The sequence below is a fragment of the Peribacillus aracenensis genome, from assembly GCF_025175645.1.
GTDB classification, from domain to species: domain Bacteria; phylum Bacillota; class Bacilli; order Bacillales; family DSM-1321; genus Peribacillus; species Peribacillus aracenensis.
The window spans coordinates 1-23683 of sequence record NZ_JANZMJ010000030.1 but is presented as its reverse complement, the minus strand read 5'-3'; the positions used below and the strand labels follow the sequence as shown (position 1 = coordinate 23683).

General features: G+C 39.0%; 19 protein-coding genes. 16 read left to right on the top strand and 3 right to left on the bottom strand.

Features of this window, described 5'->3' with window-relative positions:
- Positions 1-6: 6 nt before the first annotated feature.
- The 10 genes from N0M92_RS22685 to N0M92_RS22640 all read left to right on the top strand — a co-directional run bounded on the left by N0M92_RS22685 (position 7) and on the right by N0M92_RS22640 (position 12203).
- Complete coding sequence (locus N0M92_RS22685; protein WP_260287972.1) at positions 7-990, top strand: alpha-ketoacid dehydrogenase subunit beta; 984 nt, start codon at positions 7-9, stop codon at positions 988-990.
- Between the two features lie 217 nt (positions 991-1207).
- On the top strand, positions 1208-2575 hold the full coding sequence (locus N0M92_RS22680; protein ID WP_260287971.1) for a sigma-54 interaction domain-containing protein: 1368 nt from the start codon (positions 1208-1210) through the stop codon (positions 2573-2575).
- 430 nt (positions 2576-3005) lie between these two features.
- Positions 3006-4562 carry an acyl-CoA synthetase gene (locus N0M92_RS22675; RefSeq protein ID WP_260287970.1) on the top strand — a complete coding sequence of 519 codons (1557 nt, stop codon included), beginning with the start codon at positions 3006-3008 and terminating at the stop codon, positions 4560-4562.
- A 179-nt stretch (positions 4563-4741) separates the two neighbouring features.
- Positions 4742-5536, top strand: coding sequence for an enoyl-CoA hydratase/isomerase family protein (locus N0M92_RS22670; RefSeq protein ID WP_260287969.1), 795 nt, complete (start codon positions 4742-4744; stop codon positions 5534-5536).
- A gap of 261 nt (positions 5537-5797) precedes the next feature.
- Entirely contained in the window at positions 5798-7264 is a 1467-nt protein-coding gene (locus N0M92_RS22665) for a GntP family permease (RefSeq protein WP_260287968.1), read from the top strand.
- Positions 7265-7463: 199 nt separating this feature from the next.
- Positions 7464-7907, top strand: coding sequence for a MaoC/PaaZ C-terminal domain-containing protein (locus tag N0M92_RS22660; RefSeq protein WP_260287967.1), 444 nt, complete (start codon positions 7464-7466; stop codon positions 7905-7907).
- 508 nt (positions 7908-8415) lie between these two features.
- Positions 8416-9339, top strand: a complete 924-nt coding sequence (locus tag N0M92_RS22655; protein WP_260287966.1) for a DMT family transporter — start codon at positions 8416-8418, stop codon at positions 9337-9339.
- A 448-nt stretch (positions 9340-9787) separates the two neighbouring features.
- Positions 9788-10765 (top strand): ring-cleaving dioxygenase, encoded by a 978-nt coding sequence (locus tag N0M92_RS22650; RefSeq protein WP_260287965.1) that lies wholly within the window; start codon positions 9788-9790, stop codon positions 10763-10765.
- Positions 10766-10868: 103 nt separating this feature from the next.
- Positions 10869-11468: a nitroreductase family protein gene (locus N0M92_RS22645; RefSeq protein WP_260287964.1), complete on the top strand. Its 600-nt coding sequence runs from the start codon at positions 10869-10871 to the stop codon at positions 11466-11468.
- 144 nt (positions 11469-11612) lie between these two features.
- Positions 11613-12203: a TetR/AcrR family transcriptional regulator gene (locus tag N0M92_RS22640; protein ID WP_260287963.1), complete on the top strand. Its 591-nt coding sequence runs from the start codon at positions 11613-11615 to the stop codon at positions 12201-12203.
- A gap of 181 nt (positions 12204-12384) precedes the next feature.
- Here N0M92_RS22640 and N0M92_RS22635 read toward each other — a convergent pair whose 3' ends face one another.
- The 3 genes from N0M92_RS22635 to N0M92_RS22625 all read right to left on the bottom strand — a co-directional run bounded on the left by N0M92_RS22635 (position 12385) and on the right by N0M92_RS22625 (position 14677).
- Positions 12385-12942: an MFS transporter gene (locus N0M92_RS22635; RefSeq protein ID WP_260287962.1), complete on the bottom strand. Its 558-nt coding sequence runs from the start codon at positions 12940-12942 to the stop codon at positions 12385-12387.
- Positions 12939-14369: an FAD-binding oxidoreductase gene (locus N0M92_RS22630; RefSeq protein WP_260287961.1), complete on the bottom strand. Its 1431-nt coding sequence runs from the start codon at positions 14367-14369 to the stop codon at positions 12939-12941. Before N0M92_RS22630 ends, N0M92_RS22635 begins: the two co-directional genes overlap by 4 nt.
- A 173-nt stretch (positions 14370-14542) precedes the next feature.
- Positions 14543-14677, bottom strand: coding sequence for a hypothetical protein (locus tag N0M92_RS22625; protein ID WP_260287960.1), 135 nt, complete (start codon positions 14675-14677; stop codon positions 14543-14545).
- 306 nt (positions 14678-14983) lie between these two features.
- On the opposite strand from N0M92_RS22625, the gene N0M92_RS22620 reads away from it, so the two are divergent.
- From N0M92_RS22620 to N0M92_RS22595, 6 genes are all read left to right on the top strand, one after another.
- Positions 14984-16303, top strand: a complete 1320-nt coding sequence (locus N0M92_RS22620) for an MFS transporter (RefSeq protein ID WP_260287958.1) — start codon at positions 14984-14986, stop codon at positions 16301-16303.
- 310 nt (positions 16304-16613) lie between these two features.
- Entirely contained in the window at positions 16614-18083 is a 1470-nt protein-coding gene (locus N0M92_RS22615) for a helix-turn-helix transcriptional regulator (RefSeq protein ID WP_260287957.1), read from the top strand.
- Between the two features lie 195 nt (positions 18084-18278).
- Positions 18279-19955 (top strand): urocanate hydratase, encoded by a 1677-nt coding sequence (hutU, locus tag N0M92_RS22610; protein WP_260287956.1) that lies wholly within the window; start codon positions 18279-18281, stop codon positions 19953-19955.
- Positions 19952-21250 carry an imidazolonepropionase gene (hutI, locus tag N0M92_RS22605; RefSeq protein WP_260287955.1) on the top strand — a complete coding sequence of 433 codons (1299 nt, stop codon included), beginning with the start codon at positions 19952-19954 and terminating at the stop codon, positions 21248-21250. Before hutU ends, hutI begins: the two co-directional genes overlap by 4 nt.
- Positions 21251-21732: 482 nt before the next feature.
- Positions 21733-23055, top strand: coding sequence for an MFS transporter (locus N0M92_RS22600; RefSeq protein ID WP_260287954.1), 1323 nt, complete (start codon positions 21733-21735; stop codon positions 23053-23055).
- 430 nt (positions 23056-23485) lie between these two features.
- Positions 23486-23638 carry a hypothetical protein gene (locus N0M92_RS22595; protein ID WP_179891081.1) on the top strand — a complete coding sequence of 51 codons (153 nt, stop codon included), beginning with the start codon at positions 23486-23488 and terminating at the stop codon, positions 23636-23638.
- Positions 23639-23683: the final 45 nt, after the last annotated feature.

Genomic DNA, 23683 nt, shown 5'->3' with positions numbered 1-23683 from the left:
AAGAAGATGGCAGTGATATCTTATATAGATGCCGTGATAATGGCGATGCGGGAAGAAATGGAACGTGATTCCCGTGTATTTGTATTAGGTGAGGACGTAGGGGTAAAAGGCGGTGTGTTTAAAGCGACATCAGGGTTATATGAACAATTCGGGGAACAGCGTGTCATTGATACCCCGCTTGCTGAATCCGCAATCGCAGGAGTCGGCATCGGCGCGGCCATGTATGGGATGAGGCCGATTGCGGAAATGCAATTCGCTGATTTTATCATGCCCGCAATCAACCAAATCATTTCGGAAGCTGCAAAAATCCGTTATCGCTCCAATAATGACTGGCATTGCCCTATCGTCATCAGAGCTCCATACGGCGGGGGTGTACATGGGGCGTTATACCATTCACAATCCGTTGAAGCCATTTTTGCCAATCAACCGGGACTTAAAATTGTCATGCCCTCTACACCCTACGACGTGAAAGGTTTATTGAAAGCAGCCATTCGCGATGAAGATCCGGTCCTTTTCTTTGAACATAAACGTGCCTATCGCCTTATTAAAGAAGAAGTGCCGAATGATGATTATGTTTTACCGATTGGTAAAGCGGATGTAAAACGTGAGGGCGATGACGTTACAGTGATTACTTACGGCCTTTGTGTACATTTTGCGCTCCAGGCAGCTGAAAGGCTGGCCAGTGATGGCATATCCGTTCATATACTTGATTTACGAACCGTTTATCCATTAGATCAAGAAGCCATTATGGAAGCTGCATCTAAAACAGGAAAAGTCCTATTGGTTACTGAAGATAATAAGGAAGGAAGCATCATCAGTGAAGTATCGGCGATCATTGCAGAAAACTGCCTCTTCGATCTCGATGCCCCAATCATGAGACTTGCAGGCCCGGATGTCCCAGCGATGCCATATTCACCATCATTGGAGAAATCCTTCATGGTGAATCCTGAAAAAGTGGAAAAGGCACTGAGGGACCTTGTTGCCTATTGAACGAATCTTAAAATAGAACAAACAAAGCATCCCCCATCTGGAGGGATGCTTTGTTTGTTCCTGTAATGGATCATGCAGATGAAAAAACAATTAAGTAAATCGCCAAGGATGTCCGTGAACTTGGCCAAAAAGTAGCGCATGAATAAAAAATCATTGAAACGCCATTTGAAATGCGTGGTATTATATGGTAAAAGGATTTTAGTTAAAGGAGCTTAAGATGAATACTGGACAATTATCCAATAATAAACTATTAGATATGGTGTTTGAGAGTACATATTATGGAATTGTAATTGTCGATAGTAATGGGAAAATTCAATACATTAGCAATAAATATTGTGAATTTTTAAATGTTGAACGCGACTCAGTGATTGGTGAGCATGTGACGAATATAATTGAAAATACAAGGCTACACCTTGTAGTGCAAATAGGTAAATCCGAAATTGCTGATATACATTTTCTTCGTGGTGATTTTGTTATCGCAAATCGCATTCCTATCATTGAAAATAATGAAATAATTGGTGCAATCGGGACAATCATGTTTCGTGATCTTGATGATTGGAATAAAATGAATAGTCACATTAAGGAGATCCTGACAAAACATAATTTTTACAAAAATGAAATAGGTGTTACAAATGGAGTGAAATATTCCTTACATAACTTAATTGGAAATTCTCAAGAAATACAACAGTTAAAAGAACGTGTGAAAAGGTTGGCTAGAGGTGATATCTCTGTTCTAATTAGAGGAGAAAGCGGTACAGGCAAGGAAATAATAGCACATAGCATTCATCAGCTAAGTGGAAGAAGCGACAAACCGCTTGTGAAAATAAATTGTAGTTCAATTCCGGAACACTTGTTAGAATCTGAACTTTTCGGTTATGAAGAAGGTGCTTTTACAGGGGCAAAAAAGGGAGGTAAAATAGGAAAGTTTCAATTTGCTGATGGTGGAACTGTTTTCCTTGACGAAATTGGTGATATGCCTCAGCAAATGCAAGTCAAGTTATTAAGGGTCCTTCAGGAGAAAGAGTTTGAGCCTGTAGGTTCGCTTTACCCAAAAAAACTAAATGTTCGAGTGATTGCTGCAACAAATCGCCCTTTAGAAAAATTGGTTGGAGAAAAGCTATTTCGTGAAGACTTATTTTATAGAATTAACGCTGTCCAATTATTTATTCCTCCTTTAAGAGATAGAATGGAAGATATCCCTTTACTTGTAGATTATTTTTTTAAAAAAATCACAGCTCGAATAGGAAAACGAGTAACCTCCATTCACCCAGAGGTGATTTCATTAATAGAGCAATATAACTGGCCAGGGAATATCAGAGAACTAGAGAATGTAATTGATGCAGGTGTTCACCTATCAAATGAAGAGGTAATGGGAAAGGATGCTTTACCTGAGTATCTTAAACTTCATAATGTGAATATGAAAGAATTAAGTTTAAAGGATTGTGTAGAGGAAACAGAAAAGAAGGAAATCGAAAAAGCGTTAAGGAGGTTTAAGTTTGATAAAAAAAGGGTTGCGGAAGCTCTTGGGATAGGGAATTCTACCCTTTACGATAAAATTAGAAAATATAAGATTTCTGACCAATAAAAATAAATCCGGGATTTCAGAATTCATTCCGAAATCCCGGATTTATTTTTTAATTTCCGTATTAATGTGGATATAGTTCACATTACAGGAGAAACAAGGCTATAAATTATGAAAAACAATGAATGAAAAATCAGCTGATCTTAATTCAGTTGATTTTTTTCTTGGTTATTTTCCGAAAAAACAGAAAATAGGCCATCGACTTTTCCTCGATTATTAAGGACAGTAAGTCTGTAAGGGTTTTTTCCGTTTTGGAATGAATCTTGCATTCAAATTAGAAGAAAGGAGGAAAGAAAACGATAAAGGCGAGTGGTCAATTTAAAGGAAGAGGGAATGTTTAGAAGTTTGAGAATTGATTTGAACATTAATGAATTTAGCGGCCTTGTAGCCTGAATTTTGTCTGTATTTTTTAAATTGTAAAGGAGGAATTTCATTGGATGTCGGTTTTTTCACAAGAAAAATGGCGAATGATTTAAATAATATAAATCCTAGCAAAATAGCAATACAAGAAGAAGCAGGAAAGTCGATGACGTACATGGATCTCCACCTTATATCAAATGCGTATGCAAACAGGCTTTACGAAATTGGAGTGCGAAAAGGCGATCGTGTCGGTATTTTACTTTACAACTGTCTTGAATATTTTAGTCTATATTTTGCCATTGCGAAAATCGGTGCAATTGCAGTTCGACTTAATTTTAGGCTTTCAAGTGCAGAGCTTGAGTATGCATTAAATGATTCACAGACAAAAATATTGTGCTTCCATTCTAACTTAGCCAATCAGCTGGAATCAGTTTGTAATCATGTTTCTGTTGAGCGTTATTTTTGTCTTCCTCATAGAAATGGCCCAACCCCAGGATGGTCTGAGTCATGGAGTGTATTAGAAAGTGGTTCGGTAGATGAGGTCAAAGTCGATAACATTAAATTAAACGATCCAGTCATGCTTATGTACACATCAGGAACAACGGGAAGACCTAAAGGTGCGATTTGGACACATGATACAACTTTCTGGTTTTCCACGATACAAGCACTGAAATGGAAATTTACAGGGCAAGAAGTTGCGATGACGACAGGACCACTATACCATGTTGGGGCGATGGAAGATATCGCACTTCCCATTCTACTGATGGGTGGAAGGGTAATAATTACAAAAAGCCAAGAATTCGAGATTGGAAGAATTCTTTCCGTTATTGAAGAGGAAAATGTGACCGATTCTTTTTTATTCCCTTTCATGATTTATGAAATGCTAAATTTTCCTGAAATTGAAAAGTATCAGCTGAAATCTTTAAAAACCATTTATACAGGTGGTGACCCGCTAATGCCATGGGCACTGGAACAATTAAAAAAGAGGTTTCCTCAAATTGGAGTTGTTCAAGTTTACGGGTTAACTGAAGGACAGCCAATTGCGGCTTCGCTTGAACCAAAAGATGCTTTTACAAAAGGCCATACCGTTGGGAAGCCGATGCCACTTACAGAAATAAATATTATCGATGAGGATGGAACGCCTTTGCCAGTTGGTGAAATTGGTGAAATCGCTATTAAAAGTCCAGCGGTTTCTGAGGGGTATTGGAGGAAACCAGATGCCACAATGGAAACATTCGTGAATGGGTGGTGTAAAACAGGAGACCTGGGAAAGTTCGATCATGATGGGTATCTATCAATTGCAGGCAGAAAAAAAGATATGATTCGGAGCGGTGGTGAAAACATTTACTCAGCGGAAATTGAAGATGTCTTATACCGCCATGAGGAAGTGAAGGAAGTTTCTATAATTGGTATTCCTGATCCCAAATATATTGAGGCTGTATGTGCTGTTATTGTTAAAAAAGAAGGAGCCAAACTTACGGAGGAAGATGTTGTTAATTACTGTAAGGAACATCTTGCTAGCTACAAAAAACCTAGAAAGGTCACATTTGTTGATGAAATACCACGTACCCCATCCGGGAAGGTCCAAAAGTTTATTCTTCGTAAACAATTTAGTGGTATGGATAAATAAGGGGTTTATGGAAGGCTGAAAAAGGCTTTGTGAATACATTATTTCACTTTGTTTTAAAAATCACATAACCACAAAGGATTCTAGCATAGATATCTGGGTTCACCCACCGATTCCCGTTTTTCAATAATGCCAGAGTATTTGGAACCCACAAGTACACTTTAGGTTTAGGAGGAAAGCCGATGAAGAAGAAGGATCAAGTTGTTTCTTGGTCAAAACAGAGTAATATCGCAACGATTATTATTGATAATCCACCAGTTAATGTATTAAGCGCAGATGTTATAGAACAATTGAATCTTGTGGTGGATGAAATTGAAAGCGATTACAATGTTAAGGTCATTATACTTACCGGTGAAGGAGAAAGAGCTTTTGTTGCTGGAGGAGATATTAAAGAATTTCCAGCATGGATTGGAAAAGGAGTGGAAGAAGGAAAGGGGAAATCACTTTGGCTTCAGGAACCACTTAATAAAATTGAACGGTTATCAAGACCAACTATTGCTGCAATCAACGGATTGGCACTAGGTGGAGGATGTGAACTTGCTTTAAGTTGTGATATTCGAATTGCGGAGGAACATACTAGGATTGGGCTCCCTGAAGTTAAATTGGGATTGTTTCCAGGTGCAGGGGGAACTCAAAGACTTCCTAGACTGATAGGTAAAGCCAAAGCAAAAGAAATGATCTTTACTGGAGAGCCACTGAATGCAGAAGATGCCAAACAAATAGGGCTTGTTAATCATGTTGTGCCAAAGGGTGAATCTTTAGGAAAAGCAATGGAAATTGCAAAATGTATTTGCAATTATACTTTACAATCTTTAACTTTTGCAAAGCATTCTATTGATTTTGGTTATGAACAAACACTTGAAGATGGACTCGTGATTGAAGCTGAAAATTTTGGTCATGTTTTTCAGACTAGGGACGTAAAGGAAGGAGTTGAAGCCTTTATCAATAAGAGAGAGCCAAACTTCATTGATCAGTAAACCCTCATGACCAAACCAGTGGCAAGTCCGATTTTTGAAAAAGATCCTGATGCCAGGGTTGGAAAAATGGCAGATTCTAAAGTAACTCATCTTTGTTAATATACAAAATCGTTTAAGGATTCACTCGGGAAATTAATTAGGGTTCTTACTAAATGTGCACTGGAAAACTGTCCTATCATGCCCAATAAGTCTTGGGGGCAAAGCATTCAAACCAGCAACAAATGATAACATATATATTTGGAGAAAAAGGGGGAAGTCGAATTGGATGTAATGATCATTATTATTTCACTAGGATTACTTATGTTTCTAGCATATCGAGGATTTTCTGTTATACTTTTTGCACCATTGTGCGCTTTGTTTGCTGTATTTTTAACGGATCCTGGACATGTTTTACCTTTCTTCTCTAATATATTCATGGTTAAGTTGGTTGAATTTGTTAAATTATATTTCCCGGTTTTTCTTCTGGGTGCTATTTTTGGGAAACTGGTTGAAATAAGCGGTGTTGCAAAGAGCATAGCAAAAATAATTGTCCGATTTATCGGGGCTAAACAAGCCATTCTAGCCATTGTGATAATGGGCGCAATCCTGACATATAGCGGCGTTAGTTTGTTTGTTGCAGTGTTTGCCATCTATCCATTTGCTGCTCAGCTGTTTCGCGAGGCCAATATTCCAAAGCGATTAATTCCTGCGACAATCGCAGTTAGTGCATTTACCTTTTCCATGGATTCACTTCCAGGATCTCCACAAATTCAGAATGTCATTCCAACTGGTTTCTTTAAAACTGACATTTATGCTGCACCGACATTGGGGATTATTGGGGCAATATTTATCATTTCCTTAAGCCTATTATACTTAAATCATTGTCGGCATAAGGCAGCTAGAAATGGTGAAGGGTATTTTGGAATTGGCGATAAAGCTATTGATAAGGAAGCTGCCGAAGCAGAATTGGCAGCCAGTTCTGCTATATCAGTGGAAACGACTAATAAGTTGGGAATGGATTCTGAAAAAGCTATAAGTAGAAAAGACTGGCTTGCTTTTATTCCGTTAGTGTTAGTCGGAGTGATGAATAAGTTTTTTACTGAGTCTTTTCCTCTTTGGTATGCCAAAGGATTCGATTTTGCCACGATTGGATTAAAAGATTATGGTATTGTCGATATGTCTAAAGTTATTGGTGTCTGGTCTGTGGAGATGGCTCTTATTCTCGGGATAATAGCAATCGTCTTATTAAATTTTAAAGCTGTCAAATTAAATTTCAATTCGAGTATTAATATTGGCATTAGTGGGGCATTGCTAGCAACCATGAATACGGCAACCGAATATGGCTTTGGGGGTGTGATTGCAGCTTTACCCGGCTTTTCTGTGGTACAAGATTATCTCACTGGAATGTTTTCGAACCCTTTAATTAATGGGGCGATCATGACAAATGTTTTGTGTGGCATTACTGGGTCAGGATCTGGTGGGATGAGCATTACGTTGAGCTTAATGGCGGATACGTATATACAAACTGCTGCTCATTTTGACATTCCGTTGGAAGTTTTACATCGTGTCATTTCTATGTCAGCAGGTGGATTTGATACTTTGCCACATAACGGAGCTATAATAACTCTTTTAGCTGTTACGGGACTCACACATCGCCAGGCATATAAAGACATTTTTGTTATTACCATCATAAAGACACTTGCTGTATTCTTTGTAATCGGTATATTCAGCTTGTTTGCCATCGTTTAACCATTTCCCGTTGAACATAGGAAAATACATTTCTATTTCTAGCTTTACCCGCTTTTTATATGGAATAATACGTCTCCTAAATGAAAAAAGTTTTTATTCGTGTTGATTTTAAGAAATATCACTAAATTATATAGTCTTCAGTATTTAATATCTGAATATTCAGACTTGTAATTCGATCACAAATAAAGGAGATGAAATAATGTTTAATAAATATTTCCATCAATATGAAATCGGAGAAACATGGATGTCGAAAGGACGTACTATAACCGAGGCTGATTTAGTAATGTTTTCTGCATTTAGCGGTGACTGGTTTCCCCTTCATACTGATAAGGAGTATGCAGCAAATACACAATTTAAGCAACGGATAGCCCACGGAATGCTTATACTTTCGGTTGCAACCGGCTTATTTCATTTTGAACCGGGAATCGTTGTTGCATTTTACGGCTTGGAGAAAGTTCGATTTATAAACCCAACCTTTATTGGGGACACGATACATGTAGAATTAAAGGTGATTGACCTTTTTGAAAAGGGCTATCAAGGTGTTGTAACAGTCATCCAGGAAATAAAAAAACAAAACGGAGAAACTGTAGCCATAGCCAACATGAAAATAATGGTCAATTCTGATGCCAATGTAAAAATATAATAGTCAATTAAGGTAAAACAAGCTTTGACTATTATCACTATCATTAGTCTAGTCAATCGAATTAGCTTATGGATAGAGAGGAATTCGGTGTGAAAGTATTACCCCAAAAGAAATAATACGTCCTTTCTCATTTTTCAGATTAAGGCAAGCCTATAGACTGGCTTGCCTTCTTTAATGCTCTCCAGCTTTTTTAGTTTTTTTAGACATGAAATAAACATAAAACGTAACCGAGCTAAAATAATAGGAGAAATCGCACTTAAGATTCCTCTTTTCATTGACCTGCAACCGCTAGGAGACCAACAGACTGGTAGCCTTATAAAGGCAGGATAAAAATGCCACAGATTTGGAAGCCAATGAATGATTAGTTCAGCCATGCTTTTTACAATTGCAAAAGATTGTACATGCCGCTGCCTTGGCGGAAAATAATTTTCAGTACTTAAATAGCAAGATTTTATATGAAGTCCATAACAATGTTTGTCATAATAAGAAAGTAGGAAGGGGGAATATCATGCTTCGATTATACGGGGCTTTAATCGGCCTTAGTTTGATATGGGGTTTATCGTTTGTTTTCATGAAATGGCTGCTCCCGCCAGCGGGCATTTGGGGGATAGTGTTTCTCCGCTGTTTGGCGGGTGCTGTTGTTCTGATTCCCATTTTATGGTGGAAGCGCAGTGAAATCAACTGGAAATTACCATGGACAGCGCTGGTCGTTGTCGGAACCTTCAATTGCGGATTAGCATGGGGTTTAATAGCTTTAAGTGAAACAGAGATTAACAGCAGCACGGCATCGATTCTTAATGCAACCACCCCGATCTGGACGGGGATCATTGGATTTATCATTTTTTCTTATGTTTTAACCGCCCGACAATGGATGGGCATTCTTATCGGTTTTTTCGGAATTTTAGTATTGATGGATTTTCAAGTCGGTCAGCTTTTCGGCAAGGAATTCATTGGAATTGGTACAATGCTGATAGCGTCCATCTGTTATGGGTTTGCCGGCCAATATACGAAAAGATTTCTTTCCAGTACAAGCATATTGGTCATTACTACATTTACGCTGCTCACGGGTGCCATTATCGGTTTGATCGGGATGCTTATAACAGGGCCGATTAATCCAGTGATGTTGATGGACCCGCTAACGATTTTCTCCATAATCGGTCTTGGGTGCTTTGGCTCTGGGATCGGCCAGCTGATCTATTTCTACATCAATAAAAATGGCAGCCCAGAGCTAGCCGCAACGGTTACATACCTTATTCCTGCAAGCGCTATGGTTTGGGGCTATGTCCTGCTTGGAGAAGCGATTAATCCTCATGTAATTATTGGACTGCTGATCATTTTCGCAGGGGTTTATCTTTCTTCTAAGAAGTCAAAAGAAAACGATGGTGCTGACTCTTCATCCGGAAAACAAGGGGAATTGCATCATGTAAAATAAGGAACCAAACCGAAATAGCCCTCCAAGGTTTTCTCTTTACCTGGGGGCTTTCGTATTGAAATACTGAATCAATTTAGCAAGAAAAGTGATTGATCGTCATTGCTGCGACTTATACCTATAGATAGTAACTCATATTCGGAATGGCATTTGCTTTAGAAAGGATATTCTGTTTCCATAATTCTTTCAAAAGATATTAGGACTAAATGAAAATTGACAGAGGTTATTTCGACTTTGAGATATATTAATTTGAGATAAGTTGTTGACAGTGAATTTTATTCATGATAAATTATCTTTAAGTAAAGATATATTAATTCAAGATAATAAAAATTATGTAAAATCTTTTCCAACCCCTTTAATGAATAGCCACTCTTCTTGAAGGAAAAATATAGCGGATTAATTCAAATGTTGAACATCCAAAAATTGATCGTTTTAATGGGAGGAATAATTTATGAATGGATTAAAAGGTATTCACCATGTCACGGCCATAACTAGTAGTGCAGAAAAGAACTATGAATTTTTCACAAATATATTAGGCATGCGTTTAGTCAAGAAAACAGTTAACCAAGATGATATCCAAACCTATCACCTGTTTTTTGCCGACGATGTTGGCGGTCCAGGGACTGACATGACATTCTTTGATTTTCCTGGTATTCCTAAAGGAGTGCATGGGACAAATGAGATTTCAAGAACATCCTTCCGTGTACCGAATGATGCGGCATTGGAGTATTGGGTTAAGCGGTTCGACCGTTTAGAAGTAAGTAATAAAGGAATTCAGGAACAGTTTGGTAAAAAGATCATTTCATTTGTGGATTTTGATGATCAGCAATATCAATTGATTTCCGATGAAAACAATAAAGGGGTTGCAGCGGGGATTCCTTGGCAAAAAGGACCGATTCCCCTCGAATATGCCATTACAGGATTAGGACCAATTTTCATTCGGATCGCCAACTTCGATTATTTTAAAGAAATGATGGAAAAGGTACTATTATTCAATGAAATAGACAAGGAAGGATCATATCACCTATTTGAAGTAGGTGAAGGTGGGAATGGTGCACAAGTGATTGTTGAGCATAATTCAATCCTTCCCCAGGCACGGCAGGGTTTTGGGACTGTTCACCATACAGCCTTCCGTGTTGAAGACCGTTCCGTTCTGGAAGAATGGATCAAACGAATGGAAAGCTTCCAATTTCATACGTCCGGTTATGTTGATCGTCACTTTTTTGAGTCGCTTTATGTACGGGTGGCGCCGCAAATATTATTCGAATTTGCCACGGATGGTCCTGGATTTATGGGGGATGAAACGTATGAAACGCTCGGGGAAAAGTTATCTTTACCACCGTTCTTGGAACCGAAAAGGGATCAAATCGAAAAGTTGGTCCGTCCCATTGATACAGTAAGAAGCACAAAGGAATTCATTAAAGAATAACCATTAGCGAATGATATATTGGTTTATGCCCATACTAAAACTGGTAGAAATAAAAAATGGAATAATCATTGGAAATAGAAAACATGCTCTGGAGGAATGAATCATGACAAAAGATTTTTACACGGCTATTAAAGAGAGACGATCATATTATGGAATCAATAAAGAGATCCAAGTTTCGGATGAGAAAATTAAAGAAATTGTTGAATTTGCGGTAAAACACACGCCATCGGCTTTTAATTCCCAATCTTCCCGTCTTGTTGTTTTGACTGGCTCGGCCCATGATAAATTATGGGATATTACGACGCAAGCTTTAAGGAAAGCGGTTGGTGAGGGGGATTTCTCTGGCACTCAACAAAAAATGGATTCCTTTAAAGCGGGATATGGGTCAATATTATTCTTTGAAGATGAATCTGTTGTGAAATCACTTCAAGAACAATTTGCAACGTATGCGGATAACTTCCCAATCTGGTCACAACAAACATCAGGCATGCATCAATTAGTTGTTTGGACAGCACTTGAAGCAGAAGGATTGGGAGCAACTTTACAGCATTATAATCCACTAATTGATGATGATGTGAAAAAAGAATGGGATGTTCCGAGTAATTGGAAACTGATTGCGCAAATGCCATTTGGAAATCCAGCAGCTCAACCAGGTGATAAAGAATTCAAACCACTTGAGGATCGTATAAAATTTTATAAATGAGTGAGATGCTAAATATTTCTACAGAGAGCCAACCCTGATTGGCTCTTTTTTTCGTTGTTCCGCGATCTCTTGACAATGACTATGTCATATTATATATTTATGTCAGTAGATACTGACATGAGATTGATGATAGAGGGTATTTAAATGAATGGTAATAGAAAACAAGACACTTCTGATAAAATTATGATTGCTGCTATAGACCTTATGGCAGAAAGAGGATACAATGGCGTGTCCACCCAAGAAATAGCTGATGCGGCGGGTTTAAGCGAAAAGACGCTATTTCGCCATTTCGGCAGCAAACAAAACCTTCTTGAAGCCGCGTTTGACCGATTTCATTATGCTGAAGAGATGAGAAGCATTTTTGAGGGGAAACTCGTTTTTGATTTGTCCCAGGACTTGTTTCTGATTAGTCGAAAGTATCATGAAATTATGAACCATAACCGAAAACTGATCCAAATTGGAATGAAAGAGCAAGCTAATTTGCCAGGTTTACACGAAAAAATGCAAAAGCATCCTCAACAATTATTGATGATCTTATCCAATTATTTAAGGGGTATGTCGGAAAAAGGAAAAGTCATTCGGTCCAATCCTGAATTGCAAGCCTTATCATTTATGATGATGCATTTTGGTGCATATATGAACGAGATAGAATCCAATGCAGACTTTCCAAGCATATCACTGGATGATTTTATCAAAGAGAGTGTCACCATATTCACTAGGGCTTTAACCCCTTAGTATTTTCATAAGATATACTTATATTAAAATCATTTTCCGAGTGCTTTTCCGCAAAAGTAGGAGATTTTACATAGGTGGGTCTAACTTTATAAAAAACAAAGCAACAGGCAATCTTTTAGTTAAGAGAGTCTGTTGCTTTGCTGTTTCCTATCTTTGCAAAAGAAGGGTGGCGTGTTTTCATTCATTCCTCCAACGTCTGTGGTGTGATGTTTTCCATCTTCATTAAAATAAATCCACTCCAGGCAAACATTAAGGATGCAATGTAAAAGATGCTGCCGATCGTTAAAAAGTCGACTAAATATCCGGTTGCAATCACCGCAGCTGCAGCACCGATGGATGTCCAAACATGGTAGTTTCCAATTTCCACACCCGCTGTTTTCTTCGTAACATATCTTGCAAGCACCGTTTTTTCTGTGTTTTTTTGTACTGCCCCAAGTACCCCCATAATGATTTGCAGGAGATAGACATGCCAAATTTCATATGCGAGAGGAAAGGCAAGAAGGATTAGTGCCATCCCCCATGAATAGATAAGGAGAAATGCTTTGTCACCGGCTTTGTCAGTGAATTTTCCGATTACAGGATAGCTAAGTGCTGCAGTCAGTGAGAATATTCCATATGCCCACCCGAATTGTGAATAACTGGTGCCTACATTTTTGATTAGCAAAATATAAAAAGGGAAAATCATGCTTGCAGCCATTCCAACAGTGCCTTGGTAAAAAACGAAACGTTTATAATTCATGGATGATACTCCTCATAGAAAAGATTCATGAAGCGATTATCAGGATCATATTTCTTTTTTAATTGAAAGAATTCCTCAGTATGCGGATACGCTTCAAATAATTGTGTCTTGGTTGGATACCCATAATAGGGCAAATAGTAGCTGCCGTTATGGTCAAGCGTCACATCTATCATTTTTCGGATGACCCTTTCCGTATTTGCCTTACTTTCGTTATCCATCCCTTGATTGATGAGCATTACAAGAGCGAACATATCATCCTTGGCATAGGACATGAGTGATTCATCGTTATGCTCCACATAACGAATTGTAATATTTAATAAGTTAAAATCTTTTTCATCAGATAAGGTGTTTCTTAAATCATCGATATAATCAGCAAATTGATCAATCGGAACGAAGTATTCTTGCAGCACTTCAGTTTTGGTGGGGTTGCTGTAATCCATAAAGGCTGAGTCCGACCGCATCACATTATTCCTCGAAACCAAGTTACCATCAATATTGGCCGTGTAGGTTTTTTGAGTTTCCCAAAACCTTACTTTACCCCAGTCATTATAACGTGAGAGACCTAGAAAGAATTTAGGCACGGCAATGATTGTTTCCCGTTTGAGAGTATTGTAGTTAGATAGCTGTGTTTGGTCATTTGCTCTATAATAATCCGTTACATACATTTCATCCAAATAGGAGCCAGGAGCCACAGATATTCTTGCAAGATGCATTTTAACATCATCGTTTTGAAGAATTTCTCTTTTAAAGTACGAAGTATATTCATCATAATGGAGTGACTTAGTTTTAATTTTATAAAGTTCGTCATCGGTAAGGTGGAGTGTTACATCTAGTATTACTCCAAACAAACCATACCCGCCAATAACCAAATGGAAGAGCTCCGAATTTTCTTGGCGGCTCACTGTAAGGATTTGGCCTTTTGCGTTAAGCAACCTAAAAGATTCCACGGTTTCTATCAAGGCATGATGACGGATATCGCGTCCATGGACATTAACGCTCAAAGAACCCCCGATGGTAAAAATGTTTTGAGATTGACTGACCTTCAGTGCAAGTCCATATGGGTTGATATATTCCTGGAGAGCAGCCCAGGTTGCTCCGCTTTGGACCGTGATTCGTTTTTCTTTTACATCCAAATCAAGTATTTTATCATAGTGCTTCATATCGAGCAGGATCCCATTTGGATATAATGTTTGACCTCCTTGGCTATGTTGCATTCCGGCAATGGAAATGGGATCATCGTTTTTTTCGGCATCCAAAACGACCATTTTGATTGCTTTTTCACTATCTTCTGCCTTTATCGCTTTCATTTTGACTGGCATCAGACGGCTGATATCTTCTGCAATAGGGTGGTGAAGCTTGAAATTAAAAGCCTGCAGTGATAATCCAAATAATAGTGCATATAGGATGATAAAGAAAAATTGTTTCATGATATATGGCTTTCGACTCCTCGTTTAATATGTCTGACACTCAATTGAAATAATGCAAATGTATGAACTTATAGATTAATGGAGTTACCCTGACCATACAGTGTGTTTGAAAATGAATCTTTTTGATTTATGTATTAGTTCTTAGTTTTTCAGCCCATCAATGATTGTTTTGGTTAGCGGTATGGATAGCGATTCCAAGCTTGTTCTGAGTTATTTAATCCCCAATGATAGATGGTCCCCATCATACTAAGGGTGATAAGTTGTGAAATGTCTTTTCTTCCAAAGCTATTTCTTTCTGGTTCAATCATAATAACCTCCACATGATAATTGACAGAATATTCCTGCGTGGTTTAATATCAGACTACAGTCTAGTTAAATGATTGGTGGTCTATTTAATCTAACGTAGATCATCAATAATCACAACGCTTTCTTAATTTCATTTCGTATATTTGGAAAGCGCTTACAAAAATGTTGTTGGATTCAGTATATGTAAAACGGAGGGAAGTGGTATTAGGATAAATTGATGGTTCTAGGAATTCAGGAAGCAGGAATAGAGATGTGAGGTAACGGATTGTTTTTTGGGAGATAGGAGCATGAAAAGGGAGGAAATAATCATGAATCATTCCAGTGGTGAAATAGAGAAAAGAACGATCAGTAAAACGATGAAACGCATTCTTCCATTTATCTTGCTCCTTTACATCATTGCTTACTTGGACAGGGTCAATTTAGGCTATGCTGCTTTACAAATGAATGCAGAATTAGCCTTATCCGCTGAAGTTTTTGGATTGCTTTCTGGCATTTTTTTTATAGGTTATTTCTTCTTTGAAGTTCCAAGCAACATGATCATGCATAAAGTGGGAGCTCGGATATGGATTGCCCGCATAATGATTTCGTGGGGACTCGTGGTAATATTGACAGGTTTTGCGAAAACAACGATGCACTTATATATTCTCCGTTTTTTATTAGGTGTCGCCGAAGCTGGTTTTTTTCCTGGTATAATTTTGTATTTAACATATTGGTTCAGGGCCCGCGAAAGAGGAAGGGCCACAGCGGTTTTGCTTTTAGCCCTACCGATTGGCGGATTGATTGGTGCGCCTGCATCGACATGGATTCTTGACAATATCTCCTGGATGGGTATGGCAGGGTGGAGATGGATGTTCATCCTTGAAGGCATTCCGGCCATTATTATTGGAATCATTGTTGTTTTCTATTTAACTAATAGACCGGCCAACGCTAAATGGTTATCTAAGGAAGAAAGTGATTGGCTAGAAGGGGAATTGAGTGCGGAAAGAAAAGTTAGCTCGAGTATAAATAAAGTTACTAAGCTTGATATGCTGAAAGATTCGAAAATCTGGAAGTTGGCCCTTTTTTATTTCGCAGGGTACACATCAATCTATGGATTATCATTCTGGATGCCAACCATCATAAAATCTTTATCGGAAAATGCCACGACCAATTTGGAAATTGGGTGGTTAGCGATGATTCCATCGTTAGTCGGTATACCTGCCATTATATTTGTAGGCTGGAATTCAGATCGGACCAATGAACATAAATCACACTTGCTCGTTTGCCTCATGATAGCAGTTGTCGGATTTATCGGGTGCGGTTTTTCAAATAGTGTCTTTATGATGGTGCTTATGTTAACCATTACATCTTTCGGGTTATACGGGTTCAGTGGTTGTTTCTTTGCCTATATGACATTTTTCTTCACTGAGTCCACTGCACCAGTTGGAATAGCCATAGTCAATTCATTTGCGGCTTTAGGCGGTTTTGTAGGACCGATGATTCTTGGAACCGTTGCATTCACTCAAGGGATGTTTATTTTATCCGGATTACTTGTGATGGGTGTGATCACCCTATTATCATTAAAATTGACAAGTACTTCAGATGAAAACATCGTAAAAGAAGTTGAAGTCAATATTAATGAATTTTAAAAGTCGTAAATGTATGGAAGATTAAAAGTGACTATAAACGAAACATCATTGGAAATCATAAGGTTTCCATGATGTTTTTTATATTTTTATATAGGAAGTACATATATATGGGATGAAAATACCGGTTGAGCATGTCAAAATTCAATCTAAATCGAAGGTTCTGCCCAATAAGGCTTGTTTGTGGTTTTCGGCGGGATTAGAATGGAGATGAGATATAAGTGCTTTCGAAAAGATAAGGGAGTCCTTTTCTTTTCATGTACTGACTTCAATTTATTCATTACAGGAATAACAGCGGAAATGAGGTGATGATGTGGAAATTCATTTGGTGGCGAAAGATGAGATTGAGGCTCAAGGAATTCGTTGGATAGTGGAGTCCCACCTAACGGGAGTTAGACTGATCTTATGGAAAACGATTGAAGAATTTGAAAAGGGCATGCGCAATAAGCAACCGGAATTCGTTATTTTGGATATGGATATTTGGACGGATGAAAGTGAGGCAATGGGTGTTTCGTTAAAGCGGAGGGGAATTCGATGGTTAGGCATTTCCTCTGAGCGAATCTTTCAAACGGCTTATCGAGCCTTACGCTTTCGTGCTGAAGATGTTTTATTCCGTCCTTTTTCTTCGGCGGATTTGGTAAAACATATCCAACAATTGCGTTTTCAATTGAGAAATGGCCCGGGTCTTCTTTCGACAAACACAATGGATGATGGGCATGCTCTGGATATTGGATATCCGGATTTCTTCTTGACAGACCGGGGGCATGAAAGTCGAATAACCATGGTCGCTTTTTTGACACCTGATAACAGGACCCTTCCTTTAGTTTATGATGAACTGCAACGATATTCTTTTACTGGGAAGAATCAAATCTTCGCTCTATCGGATTTTATTTTATGTGTCCAGGAAATAAAGGAAAATGAGGTATATAAGGAAGAGTACCAAGCGTTCCTTGCTCACTGGAAAGAAAGAATGGATGAGCCCCTTGCCATCATAATAATAGCGGCAACTGCAAATGAGTCTTTAAAAAGGATGTATCAGCAAACACGTGAATTTACGAGACAAATCTTTTTCGATGGATATGATATCATTTTAGCCGAAAGTCAACAAACTTCTCCTCAAGAGATGGACCCATTCCTCACTCCTCTTGAACAAAGACTTTGGATAGAAATGCTCGAAAGGCGGGATGCGAAAGCCATCAGGAATTGGATTGAGCGTGAATTCCTTACTTTTGAACGACCATACCCCGACCCGGAAATCGTTCGTATCCGCCTTACAAGTGTACTCGCACAGATTCGTAGGCATATGAAATCATACAACTTGCAAAATGCTTCTCTAGAAGCAATATACTATGATGTATTTCAGCAAATTGTACATAAACCTGTCATCCATCAAATAGTAAAAGAGCTGCATGCGTTCACCACCCATATGCTTCTGCAGGATCATGGACAATTACAGGAAGGGGCACGCACACTTAGCGAAAAAGCAAGGGAGCTGATCGAGTCCAACTATTGGGACGCCCAGTGGAATCTAGCGAGTTGTGCAGATACTCTGCGTATAAATAAAAGCACACTCAGCCGTCGTTTTGCGGCAGAATCCGGCGAGTCTTTTCGAAATACTCTGCATCAAGTTCGAATTAGAGAAGCTAAACGTTTATTAAAGGAAACGGATTTATCATTGGAGGAAATCTCACAATTAGCCGGCTATTCACATCAAACTTATTTCAATGCCAAATTCAAACTGCTTGAAGAGTGTACACCATCAGCATATCGGTCTGGATTATAAAAAAGGACGATTCAATAAATGAATCGTCCTTTTTTATTTATTTCATAACCATGTAATTTTTGAAATTATTCATAAAAAAATAAAGTTAACTACAAATAATTAAAATAAATTATAAAATAATCATTAAATTATAATAAATTATTCTGAATTTTCCTTATAAAATGAATATATAACAAAAACAAGGGGGAAATGAAAATGAACACGATTACAAACAAGGTTATCCGGTATACTGGAACAGAATTGCATACTAAAGGATGGCAACAAGAAGCAGTGCTTAGAATGCTCATGAATAATTTGGATCCTGAAGTTGCTGAACGTCCGGAAGATTTGGTGGTATACGGAGGGATTGGGAAAGCAGCTCGTAACTGGGAATGCTTTGATGCAATCGTCAAATCACTAAAAGAGCTTGAAGAAGATGAAACTTTACTTGTCCAATCAGGGAAACCGGTGGCCATTTTTAAAACGCATTCGGATGCACCACGTGTCCTGCTTGCAAATTCAAATATCGTCCCTGCATACGCGAACTGGGAAACATTCCATGAACTTGATAAAAAGGGATTGATGATGTATGGGCAGATGACAGCTGGCAGCTGGATATATATCGGATCTCAAGGGATCGTACAAGGTACATACGAAACCTTTGCCGAGCTTGCAAAACAACATTTCAATAACTCGTTAAAAGGCACCATTACACTTACGGCAGGTTTAGGCGGAATGGGAGGGGCACAGCCGCTGGCAGTTACGATGAACGGTGGTGTCTGTATCGGGATCGATGTAGATGAGACAAGAATTGACAGGAGGATTGAGACTCGTTATACCGACGTGAAAACGAATTCATTGGATGAAGCCATCCGTTTAGCCAATGAAGCTAAACTTGCAGGGAAAGCATTATCGATTGGTTTGATTGGGAATGCTTCAGATATTCTACCGGAAATGATCGCAAGGAACTTCATCCCTGATGTCTTGACGGATCAGACTTCGGCCCATGATCCGCTAAATGGATATACTCCTTCAGGCCTGTCAATGGTGGAAGCGGCAGAGTTACGAAATTCGGATCCAGAAAAGTATATTGAACTCTCAAAAGCTTCAATGGCCAAACATGTAAGAGCGATGCTTGAAATGATGGAAAAAGGAGCCGTGACGTTTGATTATGGCAACAATATCCGTCAAGTTGCGAAGGATGAAGGGGTAGAGAATGCTTTTGACTTCCCGGGCTTCGTTCCAGCTTATATCCGTCCACAATTCTGTGAAGGTAAAGGTCCTTTCCGCTGGGTGGCTTTATCTGGGGATCCAGAAGATATTTATAAAACAGACCAAGCCATTTTACGCGAATTCGCTGATAATGAACATTTATGTAACTGGATCAGAATGGCTCAAGAAAAAATTCAGTTCCAAGGTCTGCCTTCCCGCATATGCTGGCTTGGTTATGGAGAGCGCGCCCGTTTTGGTAAAATCCTCAATGATATGGTTGCGAGCGGTGAATTGAAGGCCCCGATCGTGATTGGTCGTGACCATTTGGATTCTGGCTCTGTTGCTTCGCCGAATCGTGAAACGGAAGCCATGAAGGATGGTTCCGATGTAGTGGCTGACTGGCCGATCTTAAATGCAATGGTGAATGCAGTTGGCGGTGCAACCTGGGTTTCCGTACATCATGGCGGCGGCGTAGGAATGGGTTACTCCATGCATGCAGGCGTAGTAATTGTGGCAGATGGCACAAAAGAAGCAGCAGCCAGGATTGAAAGAGTGTTGACAACTGACCCTGGGATGGGTGTAGTGCGTCATGTTGACGCAGGATATGAACTGGCAGAGGAAACAGCCCGTGAAAGAGGTATTAATATCCCGATGCTTGATAAAGGAATTGATAAAAAATGACAAAACCAATTTGGATAAAACATGCCGCTCAACTTGCAACCCTTACCTCCGATAGGAAAGGTCCTCGTTCTAAAGAGGCAATGTCAGAGCTTGGGTTGATTGTAGATGGAAGTATATGGATTGAATCTGGTTTGATCCAAGCGATCGGTACGACCAAAGAATTGGAAGAACTCTATGCAGATAGAATGCATGAAGCTGAAGTCTTTGATGCAACTGGCCATTTGGTGACACCTGGGCTAGTTGACCCACATACGCATGTTGTATATGGCGGGAGTCGGGAACGTGAATTTGAAATGCGTCTTGAAGGCGCAACATATATGGACATAATGAACGCAGGTGGGGGCATTCATGCCACCACCCGCATGACAAGGGAAGCAAGTGAAGAAGAATTGATGGAGCAAACCATGCGCCGACTTGATTCGTTTCTCGCTCATGGCGTGACTACAGTAGAAGGTAAAAGTGGTTACGGAATGAATTTGGAAACCGAATTGAAGCAGTTGCGGGTGATGAAGAAGTTACAGGAAGAGCATCCGATCGATCTAGTTCCTACTTTTATGGGAGCCCATGCGGTTCCAAAGGATTATAAAGGCCGCGAGGATGAATTTGTCGATCATCTGATTAATGATATGCTTCCAATCGTCTCTAAAGAAAAGCTTGCTGAATTCAATGATGTCTTTTGTGAAAAGGGGGTTTTTACCCCTGAACAATCAGAGCGGATTTTAAATGCGGGGAAAAAGTATGGCTTGATCCCTAAAATTCATGCTGATGAAATTGAGCCATACGGTGGAGCTGAATTAGCTGCGAAGATAGGAGCCATTTCAGCTGAGCATTTGTTAAAAGCTTCCGATGAGGGGATTACTGCTATGGCGAAGTCAGGTACCATTGCCTGCTTGCTTCCAGCCACCGCCTTGTATTTACGAGAAGAAGCGGCCCCTGGAAGACGAATGGTTGATGAAGGTGTGGCCGTAGCCATTTCGACAGATTGCAATCCCGGATCTTCACCGACGACATCCATGCCGCTTGTCATGAATCTGGCATGCATTTCGATGCGGCTCACCCCTGCAGAAGCTCTGACGGCGGCGACATACAATGCTGCTTGTGCAATCAACAGGGAAGAAAGGGTCGGTTCCCTCGAAGTCGGAAAACAAGCGGATGTCGTTTTATGGAATGTTGAAAACTATCAGGAGCTGCAATATTTATTTGGGGTCAATCACGTTAAATCTGTATGGAAAAATGGTGTGCAAGTAGTGAATGATAAAGTGAAGACTGATTCCAAAAGCCTGGCTGGTCTATAAAATTCACTAAAAGAAGAGAGGCTATATCCATCGACCCTTCATTAGGTAGACTGGATCTCTCATGAAACGCCCATTTAATGAACTTCTTTGTATCAGGAGCCTCTTTACATCCGCTGGAGTTTTGGCGGATGTAAAAAGGCTTTGATACGTACAATATGATTTAACAGTATTCCATGTTGCCAAAGCAAGAAATGTATCTGATATTTCAGTTGCACTGGTATACATGCTTCCATCCATGGTGGAATGCCTGCGGATGGTTTTTTTAATAGTTTACTAGAATTTGGCCAGTATACGCTTGTCATGTTTTTCTGTCTTGATCCGATCTTCTCTATGGGGGCGAAACAGTAAAGACCAGGGTATTCATGGCTGTAATTTATTACAGGCTGCATAATGCAAACTAGATAGGGTCTTAAGATTACTGTTTTTTATGTTTAAAATCAGTCAGTATTGCTGCTCTCTAACAAACATCTAGGAGTGATTACATGTTGAGAAATAACTATCGTTATTTTATCATTTTTATGATTATTGTTATTACAATCATAAATTATATTGATAGAGGTGCACTTTCATATGCCCAAGCTGAAATAATCAAGGAGTTCAATTTAGATCCAGTAAGTTGGGGAGCAATCCTGGGGTATTTTGGATATGGATATATATTCGGTGCACTATTTGGTGGTGCTTTAGCAGATAAGAAAGGTCCTAAATTCATGTGGATCATTGCCGGAACTACATGGTCTTTTTTTGAAATTGGGACAATATTCGCAGGTCACATAGGTGCAGCATTATTTGGAGGCTCTGCCTTGGCAGGATTTGCGGTGTTTCGTGTTTTATTTGGATTAGCTGAAGGACCTACATTATCAACGATGAACCGAACGATGGCAAACTGGGTATCTCCTAAAGAAAAAGGGTTTGCTGTAGCTCTTGGATTAGTGGGAACGCCAATTGGAGCATTGATTACTGCACCCATCGTAGTAGGTCTTCTAACATTCACTAACTGGAAAGTAACATTTGTTATTCTCGGTATATTAGGTTTTATTTGGGTAGCAATTTGGAACAAAGTATTTACAAACTTACCTGAAGATCATCCAAGAGTCTCGAAAACCGAACTAGAAGAAATTCGAAGAGCAGATATTTTAATAAAAGGTGAGACGAAATTAGACGAACAAATAAATGTACCATGGTACCATTTTTTTAAAAACCCTACGTTAGTATTTAATGCAATTGGATATTTTGCTTTTTTATATGTAAATATTCTATTACTTACATGGACCCCCAAATATCTGCAAGATGAATTTAATTATTCACTTTCTTCTCTTTCATATATTGGTATGATTCCCTGGGTGGGAGCTATTATCACTGGATTATTAGGTGGTAAAATCTCGGATATATTACGAAGGAAAACAGGGAATTTACGTATTGCCAGATCTTGGTTTACAGTAGTCTCCTTATTTTGTACAGCTGTATGTTTTATGTTGATTCCGACTGTCGAAAGTGCGGCGGCCGTACTTGCTTTAATGTGTATAGGAAATGCCTTTAATTATTTGCCTAATTCCATTTATTGGATCGTGGTTCTGGATACAGAACCGAATAAAGCTGGAACATTTGGCGGGGTAACTCATTTCATTGCGAATCTGGCTACCATCATTGCCCCTACCTTGACTGGAAGTCTTGTCGCCATATATGGATATAATGCCATGTTTATTGCTGCATCAATAGCCGTCACGATTGGCATGTTAGCCATGGTATTCGTGAAGCCTGGCAAACAAGGCAATTCATCGGAAACCACCACTAATATGGTTAGCTGAAATAAGGCATAAATGGATGTATATTGATTATGGATTATGTTTTTCACTTTCAGAAGAGGTTTACAAGAGGAGCATCCGATTGATCTAGTTCCTACTTATAAGAAAGCCCGTGCGGTTCCAAAGGATAATAATGGCCGTGAGCATGAATTTATCGAGTAAAAACCTTCTTTAACGCCATTTGTGAAGAGTGATTACTAAAGCCTGAATGGCCTTTAAAAATCACTAAGAAAGGTATGGCCTTGATCTTCCATTTCAGCAGATGAATTGGGCTTTTAGAAGTATTTATCCACATGTAATGGTGTTGAATAGTAGGATGGTGATTTATCATCCTACCAATTGGCAGCGTTCAACACTTTACTGCTTTACAGTGAAATTAAATGAAAGTGTTTCAGGAAATCGGGAAATTAATCTTCCATGTGGAGGGAATTTTATGTGGGTGATCACTATCCATTCGAAAAATGGCATAAAAATGTTTGAGTTTACCACAGAAAAGGAAGCTAGGGAAAAATTTGAGGTAATAGAAGGCTGTAAAATCCTTAGTGAAGTCATTTATTTCAATGATAAACAATTGATCGAATCCTAAAAATATATTTTCAAAATGAAATAGAAATTAAAAGGTATAATGGGT